Origin of the sequence: Pseudomonas sp. 67(2021), assembly GCF_017491835.1 — a bacterium.
Lineage (GTDB): Bacteria > Pseudomonadota > Gammaproteobacteria > Pseudomonadales > Pseudomonadaceae > Aquipseudomonas > Aquipseudomonas atacamensis.
The window spans coordinates 99925-122773 of the sequence record NZ_JAFGYL010000006.1 but is presented as its reverse complement, the minus strand read 5'-3'; the positions used below and the strand labels follow the sequence as shown (position 1 = coordinate 122773).

The following is a 22849-nucleotide window of genomic DNA, read 5'->3' as shown; positions in this document are numbered from 1 at the left end:
GGACTGAAATGCGCTGGACAACCCGCCCCGGCTGGCCCGGTAACCTGCTGGCCGTGGCGGCCGGTGCAATTACCACCTTCGCTCTGGCACCTTTCAACATCTGGCCGCTGGCTTTGCTCGCGGTCGGTTTGTTCTACGCCGGTTTGCGTGAGCTGAGCCCGCGTCAGGCGCTCGGCCGTGGCTGGTGCTTCGGCTTCGGCCTGTTCGGTGCCGGCACCAGTTGGATCTATTACAGCATCCACCACTTTGGTGGCGCTTCGGTGTTGCTCGCCGGGTTCCTGATGCTGCTGTTCACCGCGGCGATTGCCTGGTTCTTCGCCCTGCCCGCGTGGCTGTGGGCGCGCTGGTTGCGGCGTAACGAAGCACCGCTGGCAGATGCCTTGGCCTTTGCTGCGCTGTGGGTCGGCCAGGAAGCGTTTCGCGGCTGGTTCCTTACCGGTTTCCCGTGGCTTTATTCCGGTTACAGCCAGCTCGACGGCCCGCTGGCCGGGCTCGCTCCGGTGGGCGGCATGTGGCTGGTATCGTTTGTTCTGGCACTTACCGCAGCGCTGATCTACAACGCGTCGCGCTTGTTGCAGGCGCGACGCAAGGGTTTCATCGCGGCCGGTGTGGTACTTCTGGCGGGGCCTTGGGTAGCAGGCATCGCCCTCAAAGGCCACGCGTGGACCAGCCCGTCCGGCGCACCGCTGACCGTGGCCGCAATTCAGGGCAACGTCGCGCAGAGCATGAAATGGGACCCGGCCGAGCTCAACGCGCAACTGGCGCTGTACCGTGATCTGAGCTTCCGCTCCAAACCGGTCGATCTGCTGATCTGGCCGGAAACCGCCGTGCCGGTATTGAAGGAGTCCGCCGAGGGCTACCTGACGATGATGGGCAACTTCGCCGCCGAGCGTAAGTCAGCGTTGATCACCGGTGTGCCGATTCGCCAGACCGTGCATCACGAGCGGCGCTTCTTCAACGGCATCACCGTGGTCGGCGAAGGCGATGGCACTTACCTGAAGCAGAAACTGGTGCCGTTCGGCGAGTACGTGCCGTTGCAGGACGTGTTGCGCGGCTTGATCGCGTTCTTCGACCTGCCGATGTCGGACTTCGCGCGCGGCCCGTCGGATCAAGCGCTCTTGCAAGCCAAGGGTTACCAGATCGCACCGTTTATCTGCTACGAAGTGGTCTATCCGGAATTCGCCGCCGGCCTGTCGGCACGCAGTGATCTGCTGCTGACGATCAGCAACGACACCTGGTTCGGCACGTCCATCGGCCCGCTGCAGCATTTGCAGATGGCGCAGATGCGCGCGCTGGAAGCCGGACGCTGGATGATCCGCGCGACCAACAACGGCGTTACCGGCCTGATCAATCCGTTCGGGCAGATCACCGAGCAGATTCCGCAGTTCGAACAAGGCGTGTTGTATGGCGAAGTGGTGCCGATGCACGACCTGACGCCGTACTTGCAATGGCGCTCGTGGCCGTTGATCGTGTTGTGCCTGCTGCTGTTTGGCTGGGCGCTGATGGCCAGCCGGATGTCGAAGACCCTCTGAGAAATGTGGCGAGGGGGTTTATCCCCGCTGGAGTGCGCAGCAGTCTCCTCTTCTGAAGGTAAGAGAGGGGCCGCTACGCGCCCCATCGGGGATAAATCCCCTCGGCACAATGATCTTCAGCGGTAAAACAACGAATACCCCACCTGCCCCACCGCTTCATTGAGCAACTGCCCGCTCTGCCAGATCGACTTGAACTCCGGCAGCCAGCCGCCAAATGGCCGTGCGTTATCGGTACCGAGGAAACCCACCGGTGCCGGCACCACCTCAAAACCCGCCTGCTCAAAGCTCCACACCGCACGCGGCATGTGCCACGCCTGCGTCACCACGACGACGCGCTTGATCCCCTGCGGCAAGAGAATATCTGCCGTCATCTTCGCGTTCTCCCATGTGGTGCGGCTCTCGCCTTCCTGCCAGCGCACGCTCACGTCGAAGTCATCACGCAACGAATCCGCCATCAACTTCGCCTCGGTCGGGGGCGTGCCGTAATGCAGGCCGCCGCTGGTCAGAATCGGCAGGCCCGAGGCCTTGGCCAAGCGTGCGGCGTAACGCTGGCGCTCAAGGCCGACGCCGGTCGGCTGGTCTTCGCCCCAGGCCAGATCACCGCGCTCACGCCCCGAGCCCAGCACCACGATCGCATCGGCGCGTTGCGCCAGCGTTGCCCACTCCTGCCGCGCCAGCGGCGGCTCTCGTTCCAGCGCCTTGGCGCTCCACTGCACGACCACCGGCAGGCTCATCAGCCACAGGCCGCCAAAGCCGAGGGCAAAACACACACCCGCCAGACGCGGCCGTGAGCGGCGCAGCCACCAGGCGGCCAGCAACAGCAGCAAAAGAATGCCGGGCGGCAGTAAAAGTTGTTTGATGAAATAGCGAAGGGGCATCGGGCATCTCCAAAGATGCCCGAAGCCTAAGAGTGTTGATTACGCGTTACAACCAGTAGGCCGGATCCGGTTGCAAAAGATCCGTTTCATGACCTGCCATGCGCTTACTTGGCCTGCACAGAACGCACCTTGCCGGTGTCTCTGCGCGGCGCCTTGTCCTTGAGCCAGATGACCTTGGCCGAATGTGCTGCATCGAGCTGCTTCACTGCTTGAGACAGGCATCCCTGCGTTTCACGTTCACTGCGATCCAGATAGGCCTTGACCAGTTTGAACTCGGCGGGACTCAAGCCACGCAATTCCAGTTCCAGGGGGCGCTCGTCGCGCAGCCGGTCAGCGGTTTTCACGGCGTCCAGCGCCATGCCCAGACGATCGATCAACCTTTCATACAACTCGGGTTTCGTTACGTTCTTTTTCCGTTGCTCCACCATCCCTCACCTCATTGAAGATAAGACTCACTCCCCAATTAGAGCTTAGCTTCGCTGCACGAACCGGCTACACGCCGCGACCAACGGCCCTCGTCGCCCAAAAGGTCGGGCAAACAGCTGTAATCAGGGTTTCCCTCGGCCAAGCGCGGTCATGTATGCTACGGCGCTTCCTGTCATTCCACTTCCAGCGCAGCCGGGCCATCCCGGATGCCGCCGTCGAAGAGGATTAGGCCACCCCTATCCAGTACAAAAGTAGCCATGCACGAACAATATCAGCCACGTGAGATCGAAGCCGCCGCCCAGTCGTTCTGGGATGAGCAAAAGTCCTTTGAAGTCAGTGAACAGCCAGGCAAGGAAACCTACTACTGCCTGTCGATGTTCCCTTACCCCAGCGGCAAGCTGCACATGGGCCACGTGCGCAACTACACCATTGGCGACGTGATTTCGCGCTACCAGCGCATGCAGGGCAAGAATGTTCTGCAGCCCATGGGTTGGGATGCGTTCGGCATGCCGGCGGAAAACGCCGCAATGAAAAACAACGTAGCGCCCGCCAAGTGGACCTACGAGAACATCGCCTACATGAAGTCGCAGTTGCGCAGCCTCGGCCTCGCGGTGGACTGGTCCCGTGAAGTGACCACCTGCAAGCCGGACTACTACCGCTGGGAACAATGGCTGTTCACCCGCCTGTTCGAAAAAGGCGTGATCTACCGCAAGAACGGCACCGTGAACTGGGATCCGGTCGACCAGACCGTTCTGGCCAACGAGCAAGTCATCGACGGCCGTGGCTGGCGCTCCGGCGCGCTGATCGAAAAGCGCGAAATCCCGATGTACTACTTCAAGATCACCGCTTACGCCGACGAGCTGCTGGAAAGCCTCGACGAACTGACTGGCTGGCCGGAACAGGTCAAGACCATGCAGCGCAACTGGATCGGCAAGTCCCGTGGCATGGAAGTGCAGTTCCCGTACAACGTCGATTCGATCGGCGAAGCCGGCACCCTGAAAGTCTTCACCACTCGTCCGGACACCCTGATGGGCGCGACCTACGTCGCCGTCGCAGCCGAGCACCCGCTGGCCACCCTGGCCGCGCAGAACAATCCCGAGCTGCAAGCGTTCATCGCTGAATGCAAGGGCGGCAGCGTCGCTGAAGCCGATGTCGCCACCCAGGAAAAGAAAGGCCTGCCGACCGGCCTGTTCGTCGAGCACCCGCTGACCGGCGAGAAGCTGCCGGTGTGGGTTGCCAACTACGTGCTGATGCACTACGGCGACGGCGCGGTCATGGCGGTTCCGGCGCACGACGAGCGCGATTTCGAATTCGCGCACAAGTACAACCTGCCGGTGAAATCGGTGGTGCGCACCAGTTCCGGTGACAGCAACCCGGCGCCGTGGCAGGACGCCTATGGCGAGCATGGCACGCTGATCAACTCCGGTGAGTTCGACGGCCTCGACTTCGCCGGCGCGTTCGACGCCATGGAAGTGGCGCTGATAAAGAAAGAGCTGGGCGCCTCGCGCACCCAGTTCCGCCTGCGCGACTGGGGCATCAGCCGCCAGCGCTACTGGGGCTGCCCGATCCCGATCATCCACTGCGCCACCTGCGGCGACGTGCCGGTGCCGGAAGATCAACTGCCGGTCGTATTGCCGGAAGACGTGGTGCCGGACGGCGCCGGTTCGCCGCTGGCGCGCATGCCCGAGTTCTACGAATGCAGCTGCCCGAAATGCGGCGCGCCGGCCAAGCGTGAAACCGACACCATGGACACCTTCGTCGAGTCGTCGTGGTACTACGCCCGCTACGCCTCGCCGCACTTTGAAGGTGGCCTGGTAGAAAAATCCGCCGCCGACCACTGGCTGCCGGTGGATCAGTACATCGGTGGTATCGAACACGCCATTCTGCACCTGCTCTACGCGCGCTTCTTCCACAAACTGATGCGTGACGAAGGTCTGGTCAGCTCCAATGAGCCGTTCAAGAACCTGCTGACCCAGGGCATGGTGATCGCCGAGACCTACTATCGTCGCGAAGCCAACGGTGCCTACACCTGGTTCAACCCGGCAGACGTGGAACTTGAGCGTGACAGCAAAGCCAAGGTCATCAGCGCCAAGCTGAAGTCCGACGGCCTGCCGGTGGAAATCGGCGGTACCGAGAAGATGGCCAAGTCGAAGAACAACGGCGTCGACCCGCAGTCGATGATCGACCAGTTCGGCGCCGACACCTGCCGCCTGTTCATGATGTTCGCCTCGCCGCCTGACATGAGCGCGGAATGGTCCGACTCCGGCGTTGAAGGTTCGCACCGTTTCCTCAAGCGCGTCTGGCGTCTGGCGCAAGCCCACGTCACCCAGGGTCTGCCGGGCAAACTGGATATCGCCACTCTGAACGACGAGCAGAAAACCGTGCGTCGTGCGATTCACCTGGCGATCAAGCAGGCCAGCCATGACGTCGGCCAGAACCACAAATTCAACACGGCCATCGCTCAGGTGATGACGCTGATGAACGTGCTGGAAAAAGCCGCCCAAGGCACCGAACAGGACCGCGCGCTGCTGCACGAAGGCCTGGAAGCGGTGACCCTGCTGCTGGCGCCGATCACCCCGCACATCAGCCACGAACTGTGGAAGCAGTTGGGTCACGCCGATGCGGTGATCGATGCAGGCTGGCCGGCCGTGGACGAAAGTGCCTTGGTGCAGGACAACCTGACCCTGGTCATTCAGGTCAACGGCAAGCTGCGCGGGCAGATCGAAATGCCGGCCAGCGCCACCCGCGAAGAGATCGAAGCCGCTGCACGCATCAACGAAAACGTGCTGCGTTTCGTCGACGGCCTGACCATTCGCAAAGTGATCGTGGTACCGGGCAAACTGGTCAACATCGTCGCCAGCTAAATTGGATCGGCTGCCAGGCTCGCCTGGCAGCCAGTAAAACCTTTCGGGCCGCAGAGTCGGCTCACCTGGTTTCAAGGGGAGCAACACAATGATCAAACGCAATCTGCTGGTGATGGGCCTCGCCGTTCTGCTGAGCGCCTGCGGTTTCCAGTTGCGTGGTACCGGCACCAACGAACTGTCGATCAAGGAAATCGACCTGAGCGCGCGTAACGCTTATGGCGAAACCGTAAGACAGCTGCGTCAGACGCTGGAGTCCAGCGGCGTCAAGGTCTACACAGGCGCGCCGTACAAGCTGTATCTGGCTGACGAACAGGAAAGCCAGCGCATTCTCAGCTATGCCGGTGCCGGGCGCACAGGCGAGTATCAGGTCAACACTGTGCTGAGCTATGACATCCGCGGCGACAAAGACCTGTCCCTGCTTAGCGACAAGCTCGAAGTGCAGAAGGTGTTCATTCACGACGGCAACAACCTCGTCGGCTCCGATCAGGAAGCCAACGACGCCCGTCATGAAATCCGTCGCGAGCTGGTGCAGCGCATGATGCTGCGCCTGTCGCAGCTGACCCCGGGCCAGTTGCAGCAACTGCAGCAAACCGCCAACGACCGCGCCAAGGCTGAAGCCGATGCGCTGGAAGCGGCGCAGAAGGCTGAGGCGGAAACTCCGCGTCAGTCGCCGCTCGAAATCCCGCAGCAGTAAGACGGCCGGGGCGCTCAGGCGCCCCGCTCGCCCTTCTTTATGAAGCTCGCTCCCGCGCAACTCGGCAAACACCTGCAAGGCGCACTTGCGCCGGTCTACATCATCAGCGGCGATGATCCGTTGCTGTGTCAGGAAGCCGCCGACGCCATCCGCACCGCTGCTCGCCAGCAAGGTTTCGACGAACGTCAGGTGTTCGCCGCCGACGCCAATTTCGATTGGGGTACGTTGCTGCAGGCCGGCGCAAGCATGTCGCTGTTCGCCGAAAAACGCCTGTTGGAACTGCGCCTGCCGTCCGGTAAGCCTGGCGATAAAGGCGCCGCCGCGCTGATCGAATATTGCTCACGTCCTGCGGAAGACACGGTCCTGCTGATCAGCTTGCCGAAGCTCGATGGCAGCGCGCAGAAAACCAAGTGGGGCAAGGCACTGGTCGAAGGCCAGCAAACCCAGTTCGTGCAGATCTGGCCAGTGGATGCCAATCAGCTGCCGAGCTGGATTCGTCAGCGCCTGTCCCAGGCAGGCCTGTCGGCCAGTCAGGACGCCGTCGAATTGATTGCCGCGCGTGTCGAAGGCAACCTGCTCGCCGCCGCCCAGGAAATCGAAAAGCTCAAGTTGATGGCCGAGGGTGGGCAGATCACCGTCGAAACCGTGCAGGCCGCTGTGGCCGACAGTGCCCGGTTCGACGTATTCGGCCTGACCGACGCGGTACTCAACGGCGAACCGGCCCACGCCTTGCGCATGCTTGAGGGTTTGCGCGGCGAAGGCGTCGAACCGCCGGTGATCCTCTGGGCACTGGCGCGGGAGTTGCGCCTGTTGGCCAACATTTCCCTGCAATACAGCCAGGGCACGCCACTGGACAAGTGTTTCAGCCAGTCGAAACCGCCGGTCTGGGACAAGCGCAAGCCGCTGATGAGCAAGGCTTTGCAACGCTACTCGGCGCAACGCTGGGCGCAATTGCTGCTTGAAGCGCAGCGTATCGACGCGCAGATCAAGGGCCAGGCGGCGGGTTCGCCGTGGATGAGCTTGAGTCGTCTGGCGTTGTTGATGGCAGGCCAGCGCCTGACACTTCCTGCCGAATAACCTGTTTCCCGCATAACGGCCATTCGCGAGCAAGCTCGCTCCCACATTGAAATGCATTCCAAATGTGGGAGCGAGCTTGCTCGCGAAAGCGCCAGAACATTCCTACACAACAGGCACTGGACAGACGCCCAACATCGGCAGATTATTTGCCGCGCCAAACCCACTCAATCCAGAGAACCCTCATGAGCAAAAAGCCAGCAAAGCATGGCCCCAACAAGGCCAAATCCATCGTCGCCCAGCCATTGTTCCGCAGCCGCCAGGAACGACCAGCCAAGGGCAAAGGCAGCTACCGCCGCGAAGCCTTCCGGTCTGACAACCGGGAGGCTTTTTACTTTCTGGCTGCCTGAAGCGCACTACCCCTCGCTCATGTTAAGGTCTGCACCTGATTCGTTTCCCTGGAACTGTGCATGCCCCCAAGTCTTTCCCGTCGTTGGCCCGTGCGCCAATTGATCGCTGCCTCCAGCTTCATTCTGCTTGTCGCCTGCGCGGAAAAACCCACCGCCGCCGATGCACAACCGCTTCAAGCCGCCCCGGTTACCACGGCCCCAGCGATTATTCCGCCGGTAGTGCCGTCCGCCGACCCGCTCGATATTCAACCGACCCAGACCTTTGCCGAATGGCAGGCGGGCTTCCGCAAGGACGCCCTCGCCGCCGGGATTCGCCCCGAGCTGTTCGATCAGGCATTTGCCAACATCAGCTTCGACGCCAGCGTGATCCGTGCCGATCGCAGTCAGCCGGAATTTTCCCGCCCGGTGTGGGAATACCTCGACGGTGCGCTGTCGCCACTGCGCGTCCGCAAGGGCCAGGCGTTGATCAATCAGTACGCCGACATTCTGCAAAGCATCGAGCAGCGTTATGGCGTTGATCGCCAGGCACTGGTGTCGGTGTGGGGCATGGAAAGCAATTTCGGTCAGTTTCAGGGCAGCAAGTCGGTGATCAACTCGCTGGCCACCCTTGCCTACGAAGGCCGTCGTCCGGGCTTTGCTCACGCGCAACTGATCGCCGCCCTGCAGATTCTGCAACAGGGCGATATCACCCCGGAGAAGATGCTCGGTTCCTGGGCCGGCGCGATGGGCCAGACCCAGTTCATTCCGACCACTTACAACACCCACGCCGTGGACTTTGATGGTGACGGTCGCCGCGACATCTGGGGCAGCCCCGCCGATGCGCTGGCCTCGACCGCGCATTACCTGCAAAGCTCGGGCTGGCAACGCGGCCAGCCTTGGGGCTTCGAGGTGCAATTGCCGAGCGGTTTCAACTACACGCTGGCCGATGGCGCGATTCGTAAAAGCGTTGCCGAATGGCGGCAACTGGGCGTGAACCTGCCCAATGGCGCGCAGGTGCCAGCCGGTTCCGAACAACTGTCCGCCGCCCTGCTGCTGCCGGCCGGTTATCGCGGCCCGGCGTTCCTGATCCTCGACAACTTCCGGGCGATTCTCAAGTACAACAATTCGTCGTCGTATGCGCTGGCGGTGAGCCTGTTGTCCGAGCGCTTTGAAGGCGCGGGCCTGATCAATGGCGACTGGCCGAAAGATGATCTGCCGCTGAGCCGCACCGAGCGCATCGAACTGCAGACGCTATTGAGCGCGCGTAATTACGACGCCGGCACAGCGGACGGGATTATCGGCGCCAATACCCGCAAGGCCATTCGCAGTGCCCAGCAGGCGCTGGGCTGGCCGGCGGATGGCTATCCGACGCACAAGTTGCTTGAGAGCCTGCGCTCCCAATAGAGCAAATCAAAAGATCGCAGCCTTCGGCAGCTCCTACAGGACGATCATCAATCCCATGTAGGAGCTGCCGAAGGCTGCGATCTTTTGCCTCCCGAATTATCGGATGACCACATCCTGCTCCAGCAGCAACTCCTGCTTCCCTGCATCCAGGCGCACCAGCGCGCCCAACGGCAGTGTCAGGTTCGGGTCGCAATGGCCACTGCGCCAACCCGACAGCACCGGAATCCGCAACGGCTCAAAGGTTTGCTTGAGCAGGCGATTCAGCGCGTCGACCTCCACCCCGGCGATATCACCGACCAGCACACCGCGCAGCCGGGCCAGCTTGCCGGCCAGACGCATCTGGGTCAGCAGGCGATCAATGCGATACAGCGGCTCGTTGATGTCCTCGATGAACAGAACTGCGCCTTCGACATCAATCTCGTAGGGCGTGCCGAGGGTTGCAGCAATCATCGCCAGATTGCCGCCGAGCAAACGCCCGTGAGCGATGCCCGGTTCGACGGTTGATAACGGATAAGCCGCCGGATGGCTCAGTACACTCCCTGACTTCAGTTGCCCGCGCAGCATGGCGAAGAATGACGTGACGGTCGGCGGCTCCTTGTCGCCGAGCAGGTCGGCATTGAGCAGCGGGCCGTGAAAGGTCACAAACCCGGCGTAGCGACTGATGGCCAGGTGCAGCGCGGTGATGTCGCTATAGCCGACAAACGGCTTGGCATGCCGGCTGAGCAGGTCGTAATCGATTCGGTCCAGCAGACGCGGCGTGCCGTAGCCGCCGCGCAGGCAAATGATCGCGTCGACTTCGGGGTCAGCGAACGCCGCGTGCAGATCGCGCAGGCGTACGTCGTCACTGCCGGCCAGGTAGCCGTCCTTCTCATAGACACCCGGAAACACCTTCAGCCCATAGCCGCGCGCGCGCATCCATTGCAGCGCTTTTTCAGTGTCTAGGGCGCCGGGGCCGGCAGGCGCGATGACGCCAATCGTCCCTTCGGAGGGCAGTGCCGGTACGGGTCGGTGGGCAATCAGGGTGTGGCTCGGTCGAACGGTCATCCTTGGGCTCCAGCGGTAAAGTCATGCACACACAGTAGTCAGCTGAAGAGACAAACAAAAGCCCCTTGTCTCAGGCAAAAAAATGCCCGCCGAGGAACCGTCCTCGGCGGGCATTTTTACATCAGCAGTGAATCAGGAACCCAGCAGCTCGGCCTTGACCAGCTTCGCCTGCTCGTCGGCGTGGTACGAGGAACGTACCAGCGGGCCCGAAGCGACGTTCTTGAAGCCCATCTTGTAACCTTCTTCGGCGAACCAGGCGAAGGTGTCCGGGTGCACGAAACGCTGCACCGGCAAGTGACTGCGCGACGGTTGCAGGTACTGCCCGAGGGTCAGCATGTCGATGTCGTGTTCGCGCATGCGCTTCATGACTTCGATGACTTCCTCGTCGGTCTCGCCCAGACCCAGCATCAGGCCGGACTTGGTCGGGATATGCGGCATCATCTGCTTGAAGCGTTGCAGCAGGGTCAGCGACCACTGGTAATCCGAGCCCGGACGCGCAGCCTTGTACAGGCGCGGCACGGTTTCCAGGTTGTGGTTGAACACATCCGGCGGCTCGGCGGCGGTGATTTCCAGGGCGATGTCCATGCGGCCACGGTAGTCCGGGACCAGGGTCTCGAGCTGAACGTTCGGCGACAGTTTGCGGATTTCGCGGATGCAGTCAGCAAAGTGCTGGGCACCGCCGTCACGCAGGTCGTCACGGTCAACCGAGGTGATCACCACGTATTTGAGCTTGAGGTCGGCGATGGCGATGGCCAGGCTTTCCGGCTCGTTGACGTCCAGTGGCTTCGGACGACCGTGGCCAACGTCGCAGAACGGGCAGCGACGGGTGCAGATGTCGCCCATGATCATGAAGGTTGCGGTGCCGCCGGAGAAGCATTCGCCGAGGTTCGGGCAGGACGCTTCTTCGCAGACACTGTGCAGCTTGTGCTTGCGCAGCAGGCTCTTGATGCGGTCGACTTCCGGCGAAACCGGGATGCGCACGCGGATCCAGTCGGGTTTCTTCGGCAGTTCGGTGGTCGGAATGATCTTGACCGGGATGCGTGCAACCTTCTCGGCGCCGCGCAGCTTGACGCCGGCTTCAACCTTGGGACGCGGGGCCGGGCGCTCGGTCACGTCGAGCGTCGGGATCATGGTTTGCACTGCATCAGTAGTCATATCAGTCGATTCCGCCCGTGAGGGTCGTCTGCTCAGCATAGTCGAGGTGTTTGACGAGCTGCGCGCGCAGCCGGGCACTTACCTCGGCAAATTCAATCGATCCTGCGTGATCGCTTAGCTGGGTCATGGCCAGCCCGGCGTAGCCGCAGGGATTAATCCGTCGAAACGGTTCCAGGTTCATATCCACGTTCAGGGCCAGGCCATGAAAGGAACAACCGTGGCGAATGCGCAAACCCAGAGAAGCGATTTTCGCTCCATCGACGTATACGCCGGGAGCATCTGGCTTGGCGGCGGCGGTGACGCCGTAGCTGGCCAGCAGTTCGATCAGGCAGGCTTCCATGCGGCTGACGAGATCACGCACGCCGAAACCCAGCTTGCGTACATCCAGTAACAGATAAGCCACCAGTTGCCCGGGGCCATGATAAGTCACTTGGCCGCCACGATCGACCTGCACCACCGGAATATCTCCCGGCAGCAACAGGTGTTCAGCCTTGCCGGCCTGGCCCTGGGTGAACACCGGCGGGTGTTCGACGAGCCAGATTTCGTCGGCGGCAGTATTGCCGCGTTCGTTGGTAAAGCGTTGCATGGCATGCCAGACCGGCTCGTAAGCCATCTGGCCCAGCTCGCGAAAGCCCAGCGTGCCGTGCATCACAACACCATGTGCACGATGCCGGAAGCCCGCAGTTCGCTGTTGATGTTGTACAGCTGATCCTGGTCGGTGGCGACGATGTGCAACTGGATGGTGGTGTATTTGCCGTTGCTGCTTTGACGCTCGTCGATGCGCTCATCATTGATGGTCGCGTGTTTCAGGACGATCGCGATGATCCTGTCCTTGTTGCCAACACCCGTATCACTGATCACCTTGATCGGATAATCGGTCTGGGGAAATTCGATCTTTGGCGCCTTTACTTCGGTATCGGTCATGGCGTAACGGCCTCTATAGCGCAAGCCGTGGTAACGCACATGGCCCCGCACCGGATCGGGGCGGGGCCATGCAGGTCAACACAAAATCAGTTGAACAAGCCGTAGAAGAATAGACGGATGCTATCCCACATGCGGCGGAAGATACCACCCTCCTCGACGCCATCCAGAGCGATCAGGTCGGCGCTGTGCACCACCTTGTCTTCCAGTTTGACTTCGACTTTACCGATCACGTCGCCCTTGGCGATTGGCGCAACCAGTTGCGGGTTCATGGTCATGCTGGCAGCGAGCTTCTTCAGCTGGCCTTTCGGCAGGGTCATGGTCAGGTCTTGCGCCAGGCCGGCCTTGACTTGGCTGGTGGTGCCTTTCCATACCGGCGCCTGCGCCAGTTCGGTGCCCTTCTGATAGAAGGTCTGGGTTTCGAAGAAGCGGAAACCGTAGGTCAGCAGCTTCTGGGTTTCAGCCGCGCGGGCCACTTCGCTGTTGGTGCCGAACACCACGGCGATCAGGCGCTGGCCATCACGTACAGCCGAAGACACCATGCAGTAGCCGGCTTCATCGGTGTGGCCGGTTTTCAGACCGTCAACGGTCTTGTCGCGCCACAGCAGCAGGTTGCGGTTAGGCTGCTTGATGCCGTTCCAGAAGAACTCTTTCTGCGAGTAGATCGCATAGTGAGCCGGGTCTTCGTGGATGATCGCACGGGCCAGAATCGCCATGTCGTGCGCCGACGAGTAGTGCTCAGGGTTTGGCAGACCGGTCGGGTTCATGAAGTGGGTATTGGTCATGCCCAGTTCGGTGACGGTCTTGTTCATCAGGTCGGCGAAGGCGTCTTCGCTGCCGGCGATGTGCTCGGCCAGGGCGACGCTGGCGTCGTTACCGGACTGGATGATGATGCCGTGCAGCAGGTCGCTGACAGTGACCTGCGAACCGACCTTGATGAACATCCGCGAACCGCCGGTGCGCCAGGCGTTTTCGCTGACGGTCACCGGATCGTTTTCACCGATCTGACCGCGACGGATTTCCAGGGTCGCGATGTACGCGGTCATCAGCTTGGTCAGGCTGGCCGGTGGCAGACGCTGGTCGCCGTTGTTTTCGACCAGCACGTTGCCGCTGCTGGCGTCCATCAGAACATAGGCCTTGGCGGCCAGTTGTGGTGGCGACGGCATCATCTCGGCCGCGAAGGCGGCTGGCGAGAGGAGCAGCGGGACTAGCAGACACAGGCGTTTGGCAAAGGTGGTGATGTTCATCCGTCTCTCGAAATCGCTAATGGAAACTTGCCCGAAGGCAAAACTTATTCAGACAGCCTTCTAACGGGCCATCGCGTGTTCAGTTGCTCACTCCAGTCACCCTTGCCGGGCTTTTGTTCTTCGACGAGCCAACAACCTGGTTCACCCCCCGAATACCGCAAGTGAACCGTCAATCAAGGTCTACGTGTTACTCGGTGACCACGCTGGGCGAACCCAGATTGGCCAGCCGCACACTGTTCTGCACCTGGGCGATCTCACCCGGCGAGCCGATCGGCCCCAGGCGTACCCGGTGCAGGGTCTGCTGATTGCGCACGATCGAGCTGATGAACACCGGCGCGCTCACCATCCCGCTGAGCTTCGACCTCAGCAGTTCGGCAGCGTCCGGGTTGGCGAACGCGCCCACCTGCAGATACTGGCCAGACGCTGGTGCAGAAGCGTTTTTTTTTGCATCGATCTGCACGGGCACCACGGCCGCGGCGTGTTGCTGCGGCGGCGGTGTCCATTGCTCGACGGTGCCGGCCGACGCCGTGATCACTGGCGCGCTATTCTGCGCCACTTGCGGCTCATTGAGCATCAGCGGCGCCGGACGGCCCTTGGCCGCCCACCACTGCTGCGGATCGATGCCTTCGACCTTGACCCGCGCGGTGCCGGTTTCGGCATAGCCGAGCTTCTTCGCCGCTGCGTAGGACAAGTCGATGATGCGATCGGAGTAGAACGGCCCACGGTCGTTGACGCGCAGGATCACGGTCTTGTTGTTGTCCAGGTTGGTCACCCGAACGTAACTTGGCAGCGGCAAGGTCTTGTGCGCCGCACTCATGCCGTACAGGTCATACACTTCGCCGTTGGCGGTGTTCTGGCCATGGAACTTGGTGCCGTACCAGGACGCTGTGCCCGAAGCCACGTAGGTCTTGGATTCCTGCAATGGAAAATAGGTCTTGCCCAGCACGGTGTACGGGTTGGCCTTGTACGGGCCGGTGTGCAGGGTCGGTGTCGCATCCGGGATGCGCGAAACATCGACATCCCACCACGGCGCGCCGTCTTTGTGCGCGCGGTTGATGTCCAGGCCCGGTTGGGCGCGGACAGCGGTGGACGGGGTTTTCTGCGTCGGCGTACGGCTGGTCGTGCAACTGGCGACCAGGACTGCCAACGCAGCGAAAGCCACCAGCTTCAGGGGTTTATTGTTAGGCAATGCCTGCATTACTTGACGCCCCGTGCTTGTACCAGCTGTTCAGACAGTTGATGTACGGCCATGGCGTACATCACGCTGCGGTTATAACGCGTGATCGCGTAGAAATTCTGCAGGCCCATCCAGTATTCAGGGCCGTTGTCGCCTTCGAGGCGAAATGCGGTAACCGGCATATCATCGCGCAGCGCATCATGACTTGACCAGCCCAGCGCCCGCAACTCTGCGACCGTCTTCACTGGTTCGATACCGGTGGTCAGGCCTTCATCGGCCTGCTCGCCGCGCACATCGGCGCGGCTGACCACCGGCTCGCCGGCGACCCAGCCGTGGCGCTTGAAGTAGCTGGCGACGCTGCCAATGGCATCGTCCGGGTTGTTCCAGATATTGATGTGGCCATCACCGTCGAAGTCCACCGCGTAGGCGCGAAAGCTGCTCGGCATGAACTGCGGCAGGCCCATCGCCCCGGCGTACGAGCCTTTCAGGGTCAGCGGATCGACCTGCTCTTCGCGGGCCAGCAGCAGGAACTCACGCAGTTCCTTGCGGAAAAATTCGGCACGGGGAGGATAGTCGAAGCCGAGGGTCGACAATGCGTCGATCACGCGGAAATTACCGGTATTACGTCCGAAAAAGGTCTCGACGCCGATGATCGACACGATCACTTGTGCCGGCACGCCGTATTCCTGCTCGGCACGGGCCAGGGTCGCCTCGTGCTGACGCCAGAAGTCGACACCACGGGCGATACGCGCGTCAGTAATGAACATCGGGCGATATTCATTCCACTGCTTGACCCGTTCGGCGGGTTTGGAGATGGCGTCGAGAATCGACTGCTTGCGTTGCGCCTCGCGGAACACACCCATCAGTTGTTCACCGGCGAAACCGTAGTCGCGGGTCATTTCGCCGACGAATTCGGCCACCTGCGGCGAGCCTTCATAGTCGCCGGCCAGCGCTTCCTGCACGCTCCCCAGCAGGCCCATCAGGCCAACCAGCGGCGCGCATCGAGTCGCCCAGCCACGCATTACTTGCATTGCACTCTTCACCTTATTCAAACCTGTGCGATCCACTTGCGATGGGTATGGATCGACATCAAAACCCCAAACGCTGACAGCAGCGTCACCAGCGAAGTTCCTCCGTAGCTAATGAACGGCAACGGCACCCCAACGACCGGCAACAGGCCACTGACCATACCGATGTTGACGAAAACGTAAACAAAAAAAGTCATGGTCAACGCGCCGGCGAGCAATTTGCCGAACAGCGTTTGCGCCTGAGCGGTGATCACCAGCCCGCGACCGATCAACAACAGATAGATCAGTAGCAGCGCGCAAATCCCCACCAGACCGAACTCTTCGCCAAGCACAGCAATGATGAAGTCGGTGTGGCTTTCCGGGAGAAAGTCCAGGTGTGACTGGGTGCCGAGCAGCCAGCCTTTGCCGAATACGCCACCGGAACCGATCGCGGCTTTGGACTGAATGATGTTCCAGCCGGTACCGAGCGGATCGCTTTCCGGGTCGAGGAAAGTCAGGACACGCTGTTTCTGATAGTCGTGCATGACGAAAAACCACATCGCCACCGACACCGGCACCGCCGCCGCCAGCACGCTGAGAATCCAGCGCCAGCGCAGGCCGCCCATGAACAGGACGAAGGCGCCACCGGCGAGAATCAGCAGCGAGGTACCGAGATCCGGCTGGCGCACGATCAGAATGAACGGCACGCCAATCAGCATCAGGCTGATGCCGACGTGCTTGAGCTGCGGCGGCAGCGTGCGTTTGGACAGGTACCAGGCGATGGTTGCCGGCATCAGGATCTTCATGAATTCCGAGGGCTGGAAGCGGATCACCCCGGGGATGTTGATCCAGCGGGTGGCGCCCATGGCGTTGTGGCCCATGATGTCGACGACGATCAGCAATATCACGCCGATCACGTAACCGAGCGGCACCCAGCGGGCCATGAAACGCGGCTCGAACTGGGCGATGACAATCATCGCCACCAGGCCGATGCCGAAGGATGTGGCCTGCTTGCCGAGCAGCTCCCAGCTCTTGCCGCTGGCCGAATACAGCACGAACAGGCTGCCGGCGGCGAGAATCAGCAACAGGATCAACAGCGGGCCATCGATATGCAGTCTTTGCAGCAACGTCGCGCGGCGACGCATCACATCCTCGCTGGAGAGCATGCGATCGAAATTATTCATCACGGGCCGGGGCCTCCGCAGTGATAGGGCTGGCGTACTCGGCTTTCAGGTGGCCATCCTGGTCGAGCAACCAGGCGTCCATGACCTGGCGCACCACTGGCGCGGCAACGCCGGAACCGGACTCACCGTTCTCGACCATCACCGACACGACGATTTTCGGATCATCGGCCGGGGCGAAGCCGACGAACAGGGCGTGGTCGCGGTGGCGTTCCTGGACCTTGGAGCGGTCGTATTTCTCACCCTGCTTGATCGCCACCACCTGCGCGGTACCGGACTTGCCGGCGATGCGGTATTGCGCGCCGATCGCCGCTTTGCGCGCGGTACCACGGGCACCGTGCATCACTTGCTGCATGCCGTGGTTGACCTTGTTCCAGTCGGACGGGTCGCGCAGGACGATGTTCGGCATCGGGTTTTCATCCACTGGTTTGACCCCGTCGAGGGACTTGGCCAGGTGCGGACGATTCCAGATGCCTTTGTTGGCCACCAGCGCCGTGGCCTGGGCCAGTTGCAGCGGCGTCGACTGCATATAGCCCTGGCCGATCCCGAGAATCAGGGTTTCGCCGGGGAACCACGCCTGTTTGCGCGTCGCCCGTTTCCATTCGCGCGACGGCATCAGGCCCGGGGACTCTTCGAACATGTCCAGCGAGACCTTCTGGCCGATGCCGAACTTGTTCATATAGGTCGACAGCCGATCGATGCCGAGCTTGTGCGCCAAGTCATAGAAGTAGGTGTCGTTGGACCGCATGATCGCCGTGTCGAGGTCGACGAAGCCGTCACCGGTACGGTTCCAGTTGCGATACTTGTGGTCGTAGTTGGGCAGCATGTAATAGCCCGGGTCGAACACCCGGCTCGAAGCCGTGACCACGCCAGCGTCAAGACCGGCAATCGCTACCGCCGGTTTGATCGTCGAGCCCGGCGGGTACAGACCACGCAGCACGCGGTTGAACAGCGGCCGGTCGATGGAATCACGCAACTCGGCGTAGGCCTTGAAGCTGATGCCGGTGACGAACAGGTTGGGGTCGAAACTCGGCTGACTGACCATCGCCAACACTTCGCCGGTTTTTGGATCGAGCGCCACCACCGCGCCACGACGCCCGCCCAGCGCGGCCTCGGCGGCTTCCTGCAACTTGATGTCGAGGCTCAGGACGATGTCCTTGCCGGGAATCGGATCGGTGCGCTTGAGCACCCGCAACACGCGGCCACGGGCGTTGGTCTCGACTTCCTCGTAACCGACCTGACCGTGCAATTCCGGCTCGTAGAACCGCTCGATGCCGGTCTTGCCGATGTGGTGGGTGCCGCTGTAGTTGACCGGATCCAGCGACTTCAGCTCTTTCTCGTTGATCCGCCCCATGTAGCCCACCGAGTGCGCAAAGTGCGCGCCCTGCGGGTAATGCCGGACCAGTTGCGCGACCACTTCCACCCCGGGCAGGCGGAACTGATTCACCGCGATGCGGGCGATCTGCTCTTCGGTCAGTTCGAACAGGATCGGTACCGGCTCGAATGGCCGGCGCCCCTGACGCATGCGTTTCTCGAAGATCACCCGGTCCTCGGGAGTCAGCTCCAGCACCTCGACGATGACGTCGAGCACCTGTTGCCAGTCGCCGGAGCGCTCGCGGGTCATGCTCAGACTGAAGCTCGGCCGGTTGTCGGCCACGACCACGCCGTTGCGGTCGAAAATCAGCCCGCGCGTTGGCGGAATCGGCTGCACATGGACGCGGTTGTTTTCCGACAGGGTCGAGTGGTACTCGTACTGGATCACCTGCAGGTAATACAGACGCGCGATCAACACACAGATCAGCGCCACGATCACGATCGCACCGAACACGACACGGCTGCGCACCAGACGGGCGTCCTTTTCGTGGTCCTTGATGCGGATCGGCTGAGACATGAGGGCAGGCTTACTTGTGGTAAGGGTGGCCGGACAACACGGTCCAGGCACGGTACAACTGTTCGCCGATCAGAATCCGCACCAGCGGGTGCGGCAAGGTCAGCGGCGACAACGACCAGCGCTGGTCAGCGCGGGCACAGACTTCCGGTGCCAGCCCTTCCGGGCCGCCGACCATGAAGTTGACCGTGCGCGAATCCAGGCGCCAGCGATCGAGTTCGACCGCCAGTTGCTCGGTGCTCCACGGCTTGCCGTGAACCTCCAGCGTGACGATCCGCTCGTTGTGCCCGACCTTGGCCAGCATGGCTTCGCCTTCCTGGCGGATGAAACGGGCCACGTCGGCATTCTTGCCACGGGTGTTGAGCGGAATTTCCACCAGTTCCAGCGCCAGCTCGGACGGAAGACGCTTGGCATATTCATGCCAGCCTTCTTCCACCCACTTGGGCATGCGTGAACCGACGGCGATCAGGCGCAGTCGCACAGCGATCCCTTAGAACTGGTCTTTGTTGAGCTTGGTGAAATGCTCGTGGGTGTTTTCCGGGCTGTGGTGCTTGGCATCGGCCGCACGGCTTTGCTCGGCACCGGCCCACAGACGCTCCAGGTCGTAGAACTGACGCGCCGAGGCGGTCATCATGTGCACGATCACCAGATCGAGGTCGAGCAGAACCCAGTCGCTGTCGCCCTTGCCTTCTTCGCCCAGTGGCTTGGCGCCCTGCTTCTTCACTTCCTCGCGGACCTTGTCCAGCATCGCGTTGATCTGGCGATTGGAGGTACCGGTGGCGATGATCATGTAGTCAGTGATGCTCTGCTTGTCGCGCACATCAATGATCTGGATGTCCTGGGCCTTGACGTCTTCCAGCGCAGCGACGGCAATCTTGACCAGTTCGTCGCCCTTGAGCGGCTCGTTGGTGTTGACGGCTTCCGGCAGTGGTGCGCTCTTGAACGTGCCTTTGCGCTTTACTTTCGGTAGATCTTTATCAGTCATATGTAACTCGTTTTGCTCATGTATTCGGCGGCTTGGGGATACGGTGATTCGTATCAGTGAAGCACGCCTTGTTCAGTTCGACGCACGATACAGACCGTGCGCATCGATGTAGGCCAGGACCGCGTCGGGCACCAGGAAACGTACCGACTTACCGCTGGCCAGCAGTTGACGGATCTGGGTGGCGGAAACCGCGAGCGGTGTCTGCCAGACGAATGCAATCTGTCCGCTCGGCCCTTTCAGGGCCAGCGGGTCGCTCACCGAACGCGCTGCCAGCAGGTTGCGCAAGGCATCCGGCGGTTCGCTGTCGGCGTCCGGGCGCTGTAGCACCAGGATGTGGCAATGCTGGAGCAACTCTTCCCAGCGGTGCCAAGTGGGCAGGCCGCAAAATGCGTCCCAGCCCAAAAGCAGAAAAACCTGGGTCTCGGCGGGCATCTCTGCGCGCAGCGACTCCAGGGTATCGATGGTCCAGGACGGTTTGTCCCGCTGCAATTCGCGGGCGTCCACCACCAGCGGCGGCAATCCGGCCACCGCGCACTCGACCATCGCCAGCCGATCCTGCGCCGACACCTGCGGCGTCCCGCGATGTGGCGGGCGCGCGTTCGGCATCAGGCGCAACTCGTCCAGCGCCAGCGCTTCGACGACTTCCAGCGCGCCACGCAAATGGCCGATGTGCACCGGGTCGAACGTACCGCCCAGCACGCCAATGCGTTGCGGGCGCGACTCGCTGCCGGTGTGCGGCGCTGTCAGGTCGAGGTCGGTCAAGTCAGACCGTCGCCTGGCCGCGCAACTGGCCATCGCCGACCACGATGTACTTCTCGCAGGTCAGCCCCTCGAGCCCGACCGGGCCGCGGGCGTGCAGCTTATCAGTAGAAATGCCGATCTCGGCACCCAATCCGTATTCAAATCCATCGGCAAAGCAGGTCGGCGTGTTGATCATCACCGAGGCCGAGTCGACTTCCGCCACGAACCGGCGGGTGTCGGCGAGGTTTTCGCTGACGATCGAGTCGGTGTGATGGGAGCCGTAATGGTTGATGTGTTCGATCGCCTGCTCCAGACCGTCGACCACACGGATCGACAGAATCGGCGCCAGGTACTCGGTGTGCCAGTCGTCTTCGCTGGCCGCGACCACTTCGATGATCGCCCGGGTGCGCTCGCAACCGCGCAGCTCGACGCCTTTTCCGCGGAACTGCGCAGCCATCGACGGCAGGAAATCCTTGGCAACAGCCTGATCGACCAGCAGGGTTTCCATCGCGCCGCAGATGCCATAACGATAGGTCTTGGCGTTGAAAGCGATGCGCTGGGCTTTGGCCAGATCGGCGTGTTCGCTGACGTAAACGTGGCAGATGCCGTCCAGATGCTTGATCACCGGCACGCGGGCATCGCGGCTGATGCGTTCGATCAGGCCACGACCGCCACGAGGCACGATGACGTCGACGTATTCCGGCATGCTGATCAGCGCGCCGACAGCGGCACGGTCAGTGGTTTCGACCACTTGCACCACAGCGGCGGGCAGTTCGGCTTCGGCCAGACCGCGCTGGATGCACGCGGCAATCGCGCGATTGGAATGAATTGCCTCGGAGCCACCGCGCAGGATGGTCGCGTTGCCGGACTTCAGGCACAGGCTGGCGGCATCGATGGTCACGTTCGGACGGGATTCGTAGATGATCCCGATCACGCCCAGCGGCACGCGCATCTTGCCGACCTGAATGCCCGACGGACGGAAGCTCATGTCGCGGATCGCGCCGACCGGATCCGCCAGTGCAGCGACCTGACGCAAGCCGACGATCATGCCGTCGATGCGTGCCGGGGTCAGTTCCAGACGCTCCAGCAGCGCCGGCTCCAGACCGCTCGCGCGACCGGCAGCCAGATCCAGCTCATTGGCTGCGGCCAGCTCGGCGCGTGCAGCGTCCAGAGCATTGGCGGCAGCCTGCAAGGCGCGGTTTTTCTGCGCGGTGCTGGCGCGACCGATGACCTTGGAGCCAGCGCGGGCGGCGCGACCCAATCGGGTCATGTAGTCAAGAACGGACTCAGTCATGGTCTGCTGGGGTCTTGGCAAAGAGGAAAGCGGCAGATTATAGCTGTCGCGTCCCGGGACTAACAGCGGTGACGGGCGGATGGTCGAAATGAGCTGCGTTTGCCCGTCGTTCAGACGTAATTAAGCTCAGCGTTGTTATCATCACGACCTCTTGAGCCTGGATAAACCTTGCCCATCATGACCAACGTGCCCCTTTGCCCCGAGTCCGCGCGCCTGCCCGTGGGCCTGCCGGACAGTTTTTTCGACCGCGACGCCCAGGTTCTGGCGCAGGCGCTGCTCGGCAAAGTCATCCGCCATCGCGTCGGTGACCTGTGGCTGAGTGCGCGAATCATCGAGACCGAAGCCTATTACTTCGCGGAAAAAGGCAGTCATGCCTCGCTCGGTTACACAGAAAAGCGTAAGGCTTTGTTTCTGGATGGCGGCCACATCTATATGTACTACGCCCGCGGCGGTGATTCGCTGAACTTCAGTGCGCAAGGTCCGGGCAATGCCGTGCTGATCAAATCCGCCTATCCGTGGGTCGACGAGGTCAGCGGCCCGGCGAGTCTGGCGCAGATGCTGCTGAACAATCCCGATGCCCAGGGCCGACCGCGGCCGACGCAGAAGTTGTGCGCCGGGCAGACGTTGTTGTGCAAGGCATTGGGTTTGAAAGTACCGATGTGGGACGCCAAGCGTTTCGACCATGAATTGTTGCTGGTCGAAGATACGGGGCCGGCACCTTCGCAGATTATTCAAACCACCCGGCTGGGCATTCCGCTGGGCCGTGATGAACACCTGATGTATCGCTTCGTTGACGCTGCGTATGCGCAATGGTGCACGCGGAACCCGCTGCGACGGGGTCAGGTCGAAGGCCGGGATTATATTTTGCTTCCCGTAACCGACGCCGAATCCGTCAATGAATGATGTCTCCCCCTGTGGGAGCGAGCCTGCTCGCGAAGGGGTCGTGCCAGCCAACGCTTCTATCGTCTGACACAGCGCATTCGCGAGCAGGCTCGCTCCCACAGGTCA

22 protein-coding genes and 1 pseudogene are annotated in these 22849 nt (G+C 61.8%); 8 read left to right on the top strand and 15 right to left on the bottom strand.

Going from position 1 to position 22849, the window contains the following annotated elements; all coding sequences use genetic code 11:
• Nucleotides 1-8: 8 nt before the first annotated feature.
• Nucleotides 9-1532: an apolipoprotein N-acyltransferase gene (gene lnt / locus J5M66_RS10485; protein WP_016773040.1), complete on the top strand. Its 1524-nt coding sequence runs from the start codon at nucleotides 9-11 to the stop codon at nucleotides 1530-1532.
• A gap of 116 nt (nucleotides 1533-1648) precedes the next feature.
• Here the strand turns inward: lnt and J5M66_RS10480 are convergent, their stop codons facing one another.
• Together J5M66_RS10480 and J5M66_RS10475 are read right to left on the bottom strand one after the other, a co-directional pair.
• Nucleotides 1649-2410 carry a YdcF family protein gene (locus J5M66_RS10480; RefSeq protein ID WP_123443277.1) on the bottom strand — a complete coding sequence of 254 codons (762 nt, stop codon included), beginning with the start codon at nucleotides 2408-2410 and terminating at the stop codon, nucleotides 1649-1651.
• 104 nt (nucleotides 2411-2514) lie between these two features.
• Nucleotides 2515-2838: a hypothetical protein gene (locus J5M66_RS10475; protein ID WP_024014441.1), complete on the bottom strand. Its 324-nt coding sequence runs from the start codon at nucleotides 2836-2838 to the stop codon at nucleotides 2515-2517.
• 255 nt (nucleotides 2839-3093) lie between these two features.
• Between J5M66_RS10475 and leuS the strand changes: the two genes are divergently transcribed.
• From leuS to J5M66_RS10450, 5 genes are all read left to right on the top strand, one after another.
• Nucleotides 3094-5700: a leucine--tRNA ligase gene (gene leuS / locus J5M66_RS10470; protein ID WP_207808217.1), complete on the top strand. Its 2607-nt coding sequence runs from the start codon at nucleotides 3094-3096 to the stop codon at nucleotides 5698-5700.
• A gap of 88 nt (nucleotides 5701-5788) precedes the next feature.
• A complete protein-coding gene (gene lptE / locus J5M66_RS10465; RefSeq protein ID WP_016773037.1) occupies nucleotides 5789-6394 on the top strand; it encodes an LPS assembly lipoprotein LptE in 606 nt (201 codons plus the stop codon).
• Nucleotides 6395-6433: 39 nt separating this feature from the next.
• Nucleotides 6434-7471 carry a DNA polymerase III subunit delta gene (gene holA / locus J5M66_RS10460; protein WP_016773036.1) on the top strand — a complete coding sequence of 346 codons (1038 nt, stop codon included), beginning with the start codon at nucleotides 6434-6436 and terminating at the stop codon, nucleotides 7469-7471.
• 182 nt (nucleotides 7472-7653) lie between these two features.
• Nucleotides 7654-7818 (top strand): alternative ribosome rescue factor ArfA, encoded by a 165-nt coding sequence (arfA, locus tag J5M66_RS10455; protein ID WP_016773035.1) that lies wholly within the window; start codon nucleotides 7654-7656, stop codon nucleotides 7816-7818.
• Between the two features lie 60 nt (nucleotides 7819-7878).
• Nucleotides 7879-9201: a lytic murein transglycosylase gene (locus tag J5M66_RS10450; protein ID WP_207808218.1), complete on the top strand. Its 1323-nt coding sequence runs from the start codon at nucleotides 7879-7881 to the stop codon at nucleotides 9199-9201.
• A 96-nt stretch (nucleotides 9202-9297) separates the two neighbouring features.
• Here J5M66_RS10450 and J5M66_RS10445 read toward each other — a convergent pair whose 3' ends face one another.
• From J5M66_RS10445 to J5M66_RS10385, 13 genes are all read right to left on the bottom strand, one after another.
• The gene (locus tag J5M66_RS10445) at nucleotides 9298-10245 is read right to left on the bottom strand and encodes an LD-carboxypeptidase (protein ID WP_207808219.1); all 948 of its coding nucleotides are present in this window, start codon (nucleotides 10243-10245) and stop codon (nucleotides 9298-9300) included.
• A 132-nt stretch (nucleotides 10246-10377) separates the two neighbouring features.
• Nucleotides 10378-11376 carry a lipoyl synthase gene (lipA, locus tag J5M66_RS10440; protein WP_160768663.1) on the bottom strand — a complete coding sequence of 333 codons (999 nt, stop codon included), beginning with the start codon at nucleotides 11374-11376 and terminating at the stop codon, nucleotides 10378-10380.
• A gap of 25 nt (nucleotides 11377-11401) precedes the next feature.
• Complete coding sequence (gene lipB / locus J5M66_RS10435; RefSeq protein WP_071173697.1) at nucleotides 11402-12049, bottom strand: lipoyl(octanoyl) transferase LipB; 648 nt, start codon at nucleotides 12047-12049, stop codon at nucleotides 11402-11404.
• The gene (locus J5M66_RS10430; RefSeq protein WP_207808220.1) at nucleotides 12049-12324 is read right to left on the bottom strand and encodes a DUF493 domain-containing protein; all 276 of its coding nucleotides are present in this window, start codon (nucleotides 12322-12324) and stop codon (nucleotides 12049-12051) included. Before J5M66_RS10430 ends, lipB begins: the two co-directional genes overlap by 1 nt.
• Before the next feature lie 86 nt (nucleotides 12325-12410).
• The gene (locus J5M66_RS10425; RefSeq protein ID WP_016773028.1) at nucleotides 12411-13568 is read right to left on the bottom strand and encodes a D-alanyl-D-alanine carboxypeptidase family protein; all 1158 of its coding nucleotides are present in this window, start codon (nucleotides 13566-13568) and stop codon (nucleotides 12411-12413) included.
• Nucleotides 13569-13755: 187 nt separating this feature from the next.
• Nucleotides 13756-14766 (bottom strand): septal ring lytic transglycosylase RlpA family protein, encoded by a 1011-nt coding sequence (locus J5M66_RS10420; protein ID WP_016773027.1) that lies wholly within the window; start codon nucleotides 14764-14766, stop codon nucleotides 13756-13758.
• A complete protein-coding gene (gene mltB, locus J5M66_RS10415; RefSeq protein ID WP_110602899.1) occupies nucleotides 14766-15776 on the bottom strand; it encodes a lytic murein transglycosylase B in 1011 nt (336 codons plus the stop codon). The genes J5M66_RS10420 and mltB overlap by 1 nt, the downstream gene beginning before the upstream one ends.
• Nucleotides 15777-15793: 17 nt before the next feature.
• Complete coding sequence (rodA, locus tag J5M66_RS10410; protein ID WP_207808237.1) at nucleotides 15794-16897, bottom strand: rod shape-determining protein RodA; 1104 nt, start codon at nucleotides 16895-16897, stop codon at nucleotides 15794-15796.
• A 31-nt stretch (nucleotides 16898-16928) separates the two neighbouring features.
• Nucleotides 16929-18824: a penicillin-binding protein 2 gene (gene mrdA / locus J5M66_RS10405; protein ID WP_071173699.1), complete on the bottom strand. Its 1896-nt coding sequence runs from the start codon at nucleotides 18822-18824 to the stop codon at nucleotides 16929-16931.
• 10 nt (nucleotides 18825-18834) lie between these two features.
• Nucleotides 18835-19302: a 23S rRNA (pseudouridine(1915)-N(3))-methyltransferase RlmH gene (gene rlmH, locus J5M66_RS10400; RefSeq protein ID WP_011063671.1), complete on the bottom strand. Its 468-nt coding sequence runs from the start codon at nucleotides 19300-19302 to the stop codon at nucleotides 18835-18837.
• A gap of 9 nt (nucleotides 19303-19311) precedes the next feature.
• Complete coding sequence (gene rsfS, locus J5M66_RS10395) at nucleotides 19312-19806, bottom strand: ribosome silencing factor (protein ID WP_016773024.1); 495 nt, start codon at nucleotides 19804-19806, stop codon at nucleotides 19312-19314.
• A gap of 72 nt (nucleotides 19807-19878) precedes the next feature.
• On the bottom strand, nucleotides 19879-20568 hold the full coding sequence (gene nadD / locus J5M66_RS10390) for a nicotinate-nucleotide adenylyltransferase (protein ID WP_016773023.1): 690 nt from the start codon (nucleotides 20566-20568) through the stop codon (nucleotides 19879-19881).
• Between the two features lies 1 nt (nucleotide 20569).
• The gene (locus tag J5M66_RS10385; protein WP_207808221.1) at nucleotides 20570-21841 is read right to left on the bottom strand and encodes a glutamate-5-semialdehyde dehydrogenase; all 1272 of its coding nucleotides are present in this window, start codon (nucleotides 21839-21841) and stop codon (nucleotides 20570-20572) included.
• Between the two features lie 177 nt (nucleotides 21842-22018).
• Between J5M66_RS10385 and J5M66_RS10380 the strand changes: the two genes are divergently transcribed.
• Both J5M66_RS10380 and J5M66_RS26950 read left to right on the top strand, forming a co-directional pair.
• Nucleotides 22019-22744 (top strand): DNA-3-methyladenine glycosylase, encoded by a 726-nt coding sequence (locus tag J5M66_RS10380; protein ID WP_016773021.1) that lies wholly within the window; start codon nucleotides 22019-22021, stop codon nucleotides 22742-22744.
• Nucleotides 22741-22848, top strand: a pseudogene (locus J5M66_RS26950) (metal ABC transporter ATP-binding protein); the annotation flags it as partial. The gene J5M66_RS10380 and the pseudogene J5M66_RS26950, both read left to right, overlap by 4 nt.
• Nucleotide 22849 lies beyond the last annotated feature (1 nt).

Bases quoted from the DNA above. Each gene is read 5' to 3' on its own strand.
- lnt (WP_016773040.1), top strand. From the start codon at position 9: ATGCGCTGGACAACCCGCCCCGGCTGGCCCGGTAACCTGCTGGCCGTG.
- J5M66_RS10480 (WP_123443277.1), bottom strand. From the start codon at position 2,410: ATGCCCCTTCGCTATTTCATCAAACAACTTTTACTGCCGCCCGGCATT.
- J5M66_RS10475 (WP_024014441.1), bottom strand. From the start codon at position 2,838: ATGGTGGAGCAACGGAAAAAGAACGTAACGAAACCCGAGTTGTATGAA.
- leuS (WP_207808217.1), top strand. From the start codon at position 3,094: ATGCACGAACAATATCAGCCACGTGAGATCGAAGCCGCCGCCCAGTCG.
- lptE (WP_016773037.1), top strand. From the start codon at position 5,789: ATGATCAAACGCAATCTGCTGGTGATGGGCCTCGCCGTTCTGCTGAGC.
- holA (WP_016773036.1), top strand. From the start codon at position 6,434: ATGAAGCTCGCTCCCGCGCAACTCGGCAAACACCTGCAAGGCGCACTT.
- arfA (WP_016773035.1), top strand. From the start codon at position 7,654: ATGAGCAAAAAGCCAGCAAAGCATGGCCCCAACAAGGCCAAATCCATC.
- J5M66_RS10450 (WP_207808218.1), top strand. From the start codon at position 7,879: ATGCCCCCAAGTCTTTCCCGTCGTTGGCCCGTGCGCCAATTGATCGCT.
- J5M66_RS10445 (WP_207808219.1), bottom strand. From the start codon at position 10,245: ATGACCGTTCGACCGAGCCACACCCTGATTGCCCACCGACCCGTACCG.
- lipA (WP_160768663.1), bottom strand. From the start codon at position 11,376: ATGATCCCGACGCTCGACGTGACCGAGCGCCCGGCCCCGCGTCCCAAG.
- lipB (WP_071173697.1), bottom strand. From the start codon at position 12,049: ATGCACGGCACGCTGGGCTTTCGCGAGCTGGGCCAGATGGCTTACGAG.
- J5M66_RS10430 (WP_207808220.1), bottom strand. From the start codon at position 12,324: ATGACCGATACCGAAGTAAAGGCGCCAAAGATCGAATTTCCCCAGACC.
- J5M66_RS10425 (WP_016773028.1), bottom strand. From the start codon at position 13,568: ATGAACATCACCACCTTTGCCAAACGCCTGTGTCTGCTAGTCCCGCTG.
- J5M66_RS10420 (WP_016773027.1), bottom strand. From the start codon at position 14,766: ATGCAGGCATTGCCTAACAATAAACCCCTGAAGCTGGTGGCTTTCGCT.
- mltB (WP_110602899.1), bottom strand. From the start codon at position 15,776: ATGCAAGTAATGCGTGGCTGGGCGACTCGATGCGCGCCGCTGGTTGGC.
- rodA (WP_207808237.1), bottom strand. From the start codon at position 16,897: ATGCGTCGCCGCGCGACGTTGCTGCAAAGACTGCATATCGATGGCCCG.
- mrdA (WP_071173699.1), bottom strand. From the start codon at position 18,824: ATGTCTCAGCCGATCCGCATCAAGGACCACGAAAAGGACGCCCGTCTG.
- rsfS (WP_016773024.1), bottom strand. From the start codon at position 19,806: ATGACTGATAAAGATCTACCGAAAGTAAAGCGCAAAGGCACGTTCAAG.
- J5M66_RS10385 (WP_207808221.1), bottom strand. From the start codon at position 21,841: ATGACTGAGTCCGTTCTTGACTACATGACCCGATTGGGTCGCGCCGCC.
- J5M66_RS10380 (WP_016773021.1), top strand. From the start codon at position 22,019: ATGACCAACGTGCCCCTTTGCCCCGAGTCCGCGCGCCTGCCCGTGGGC.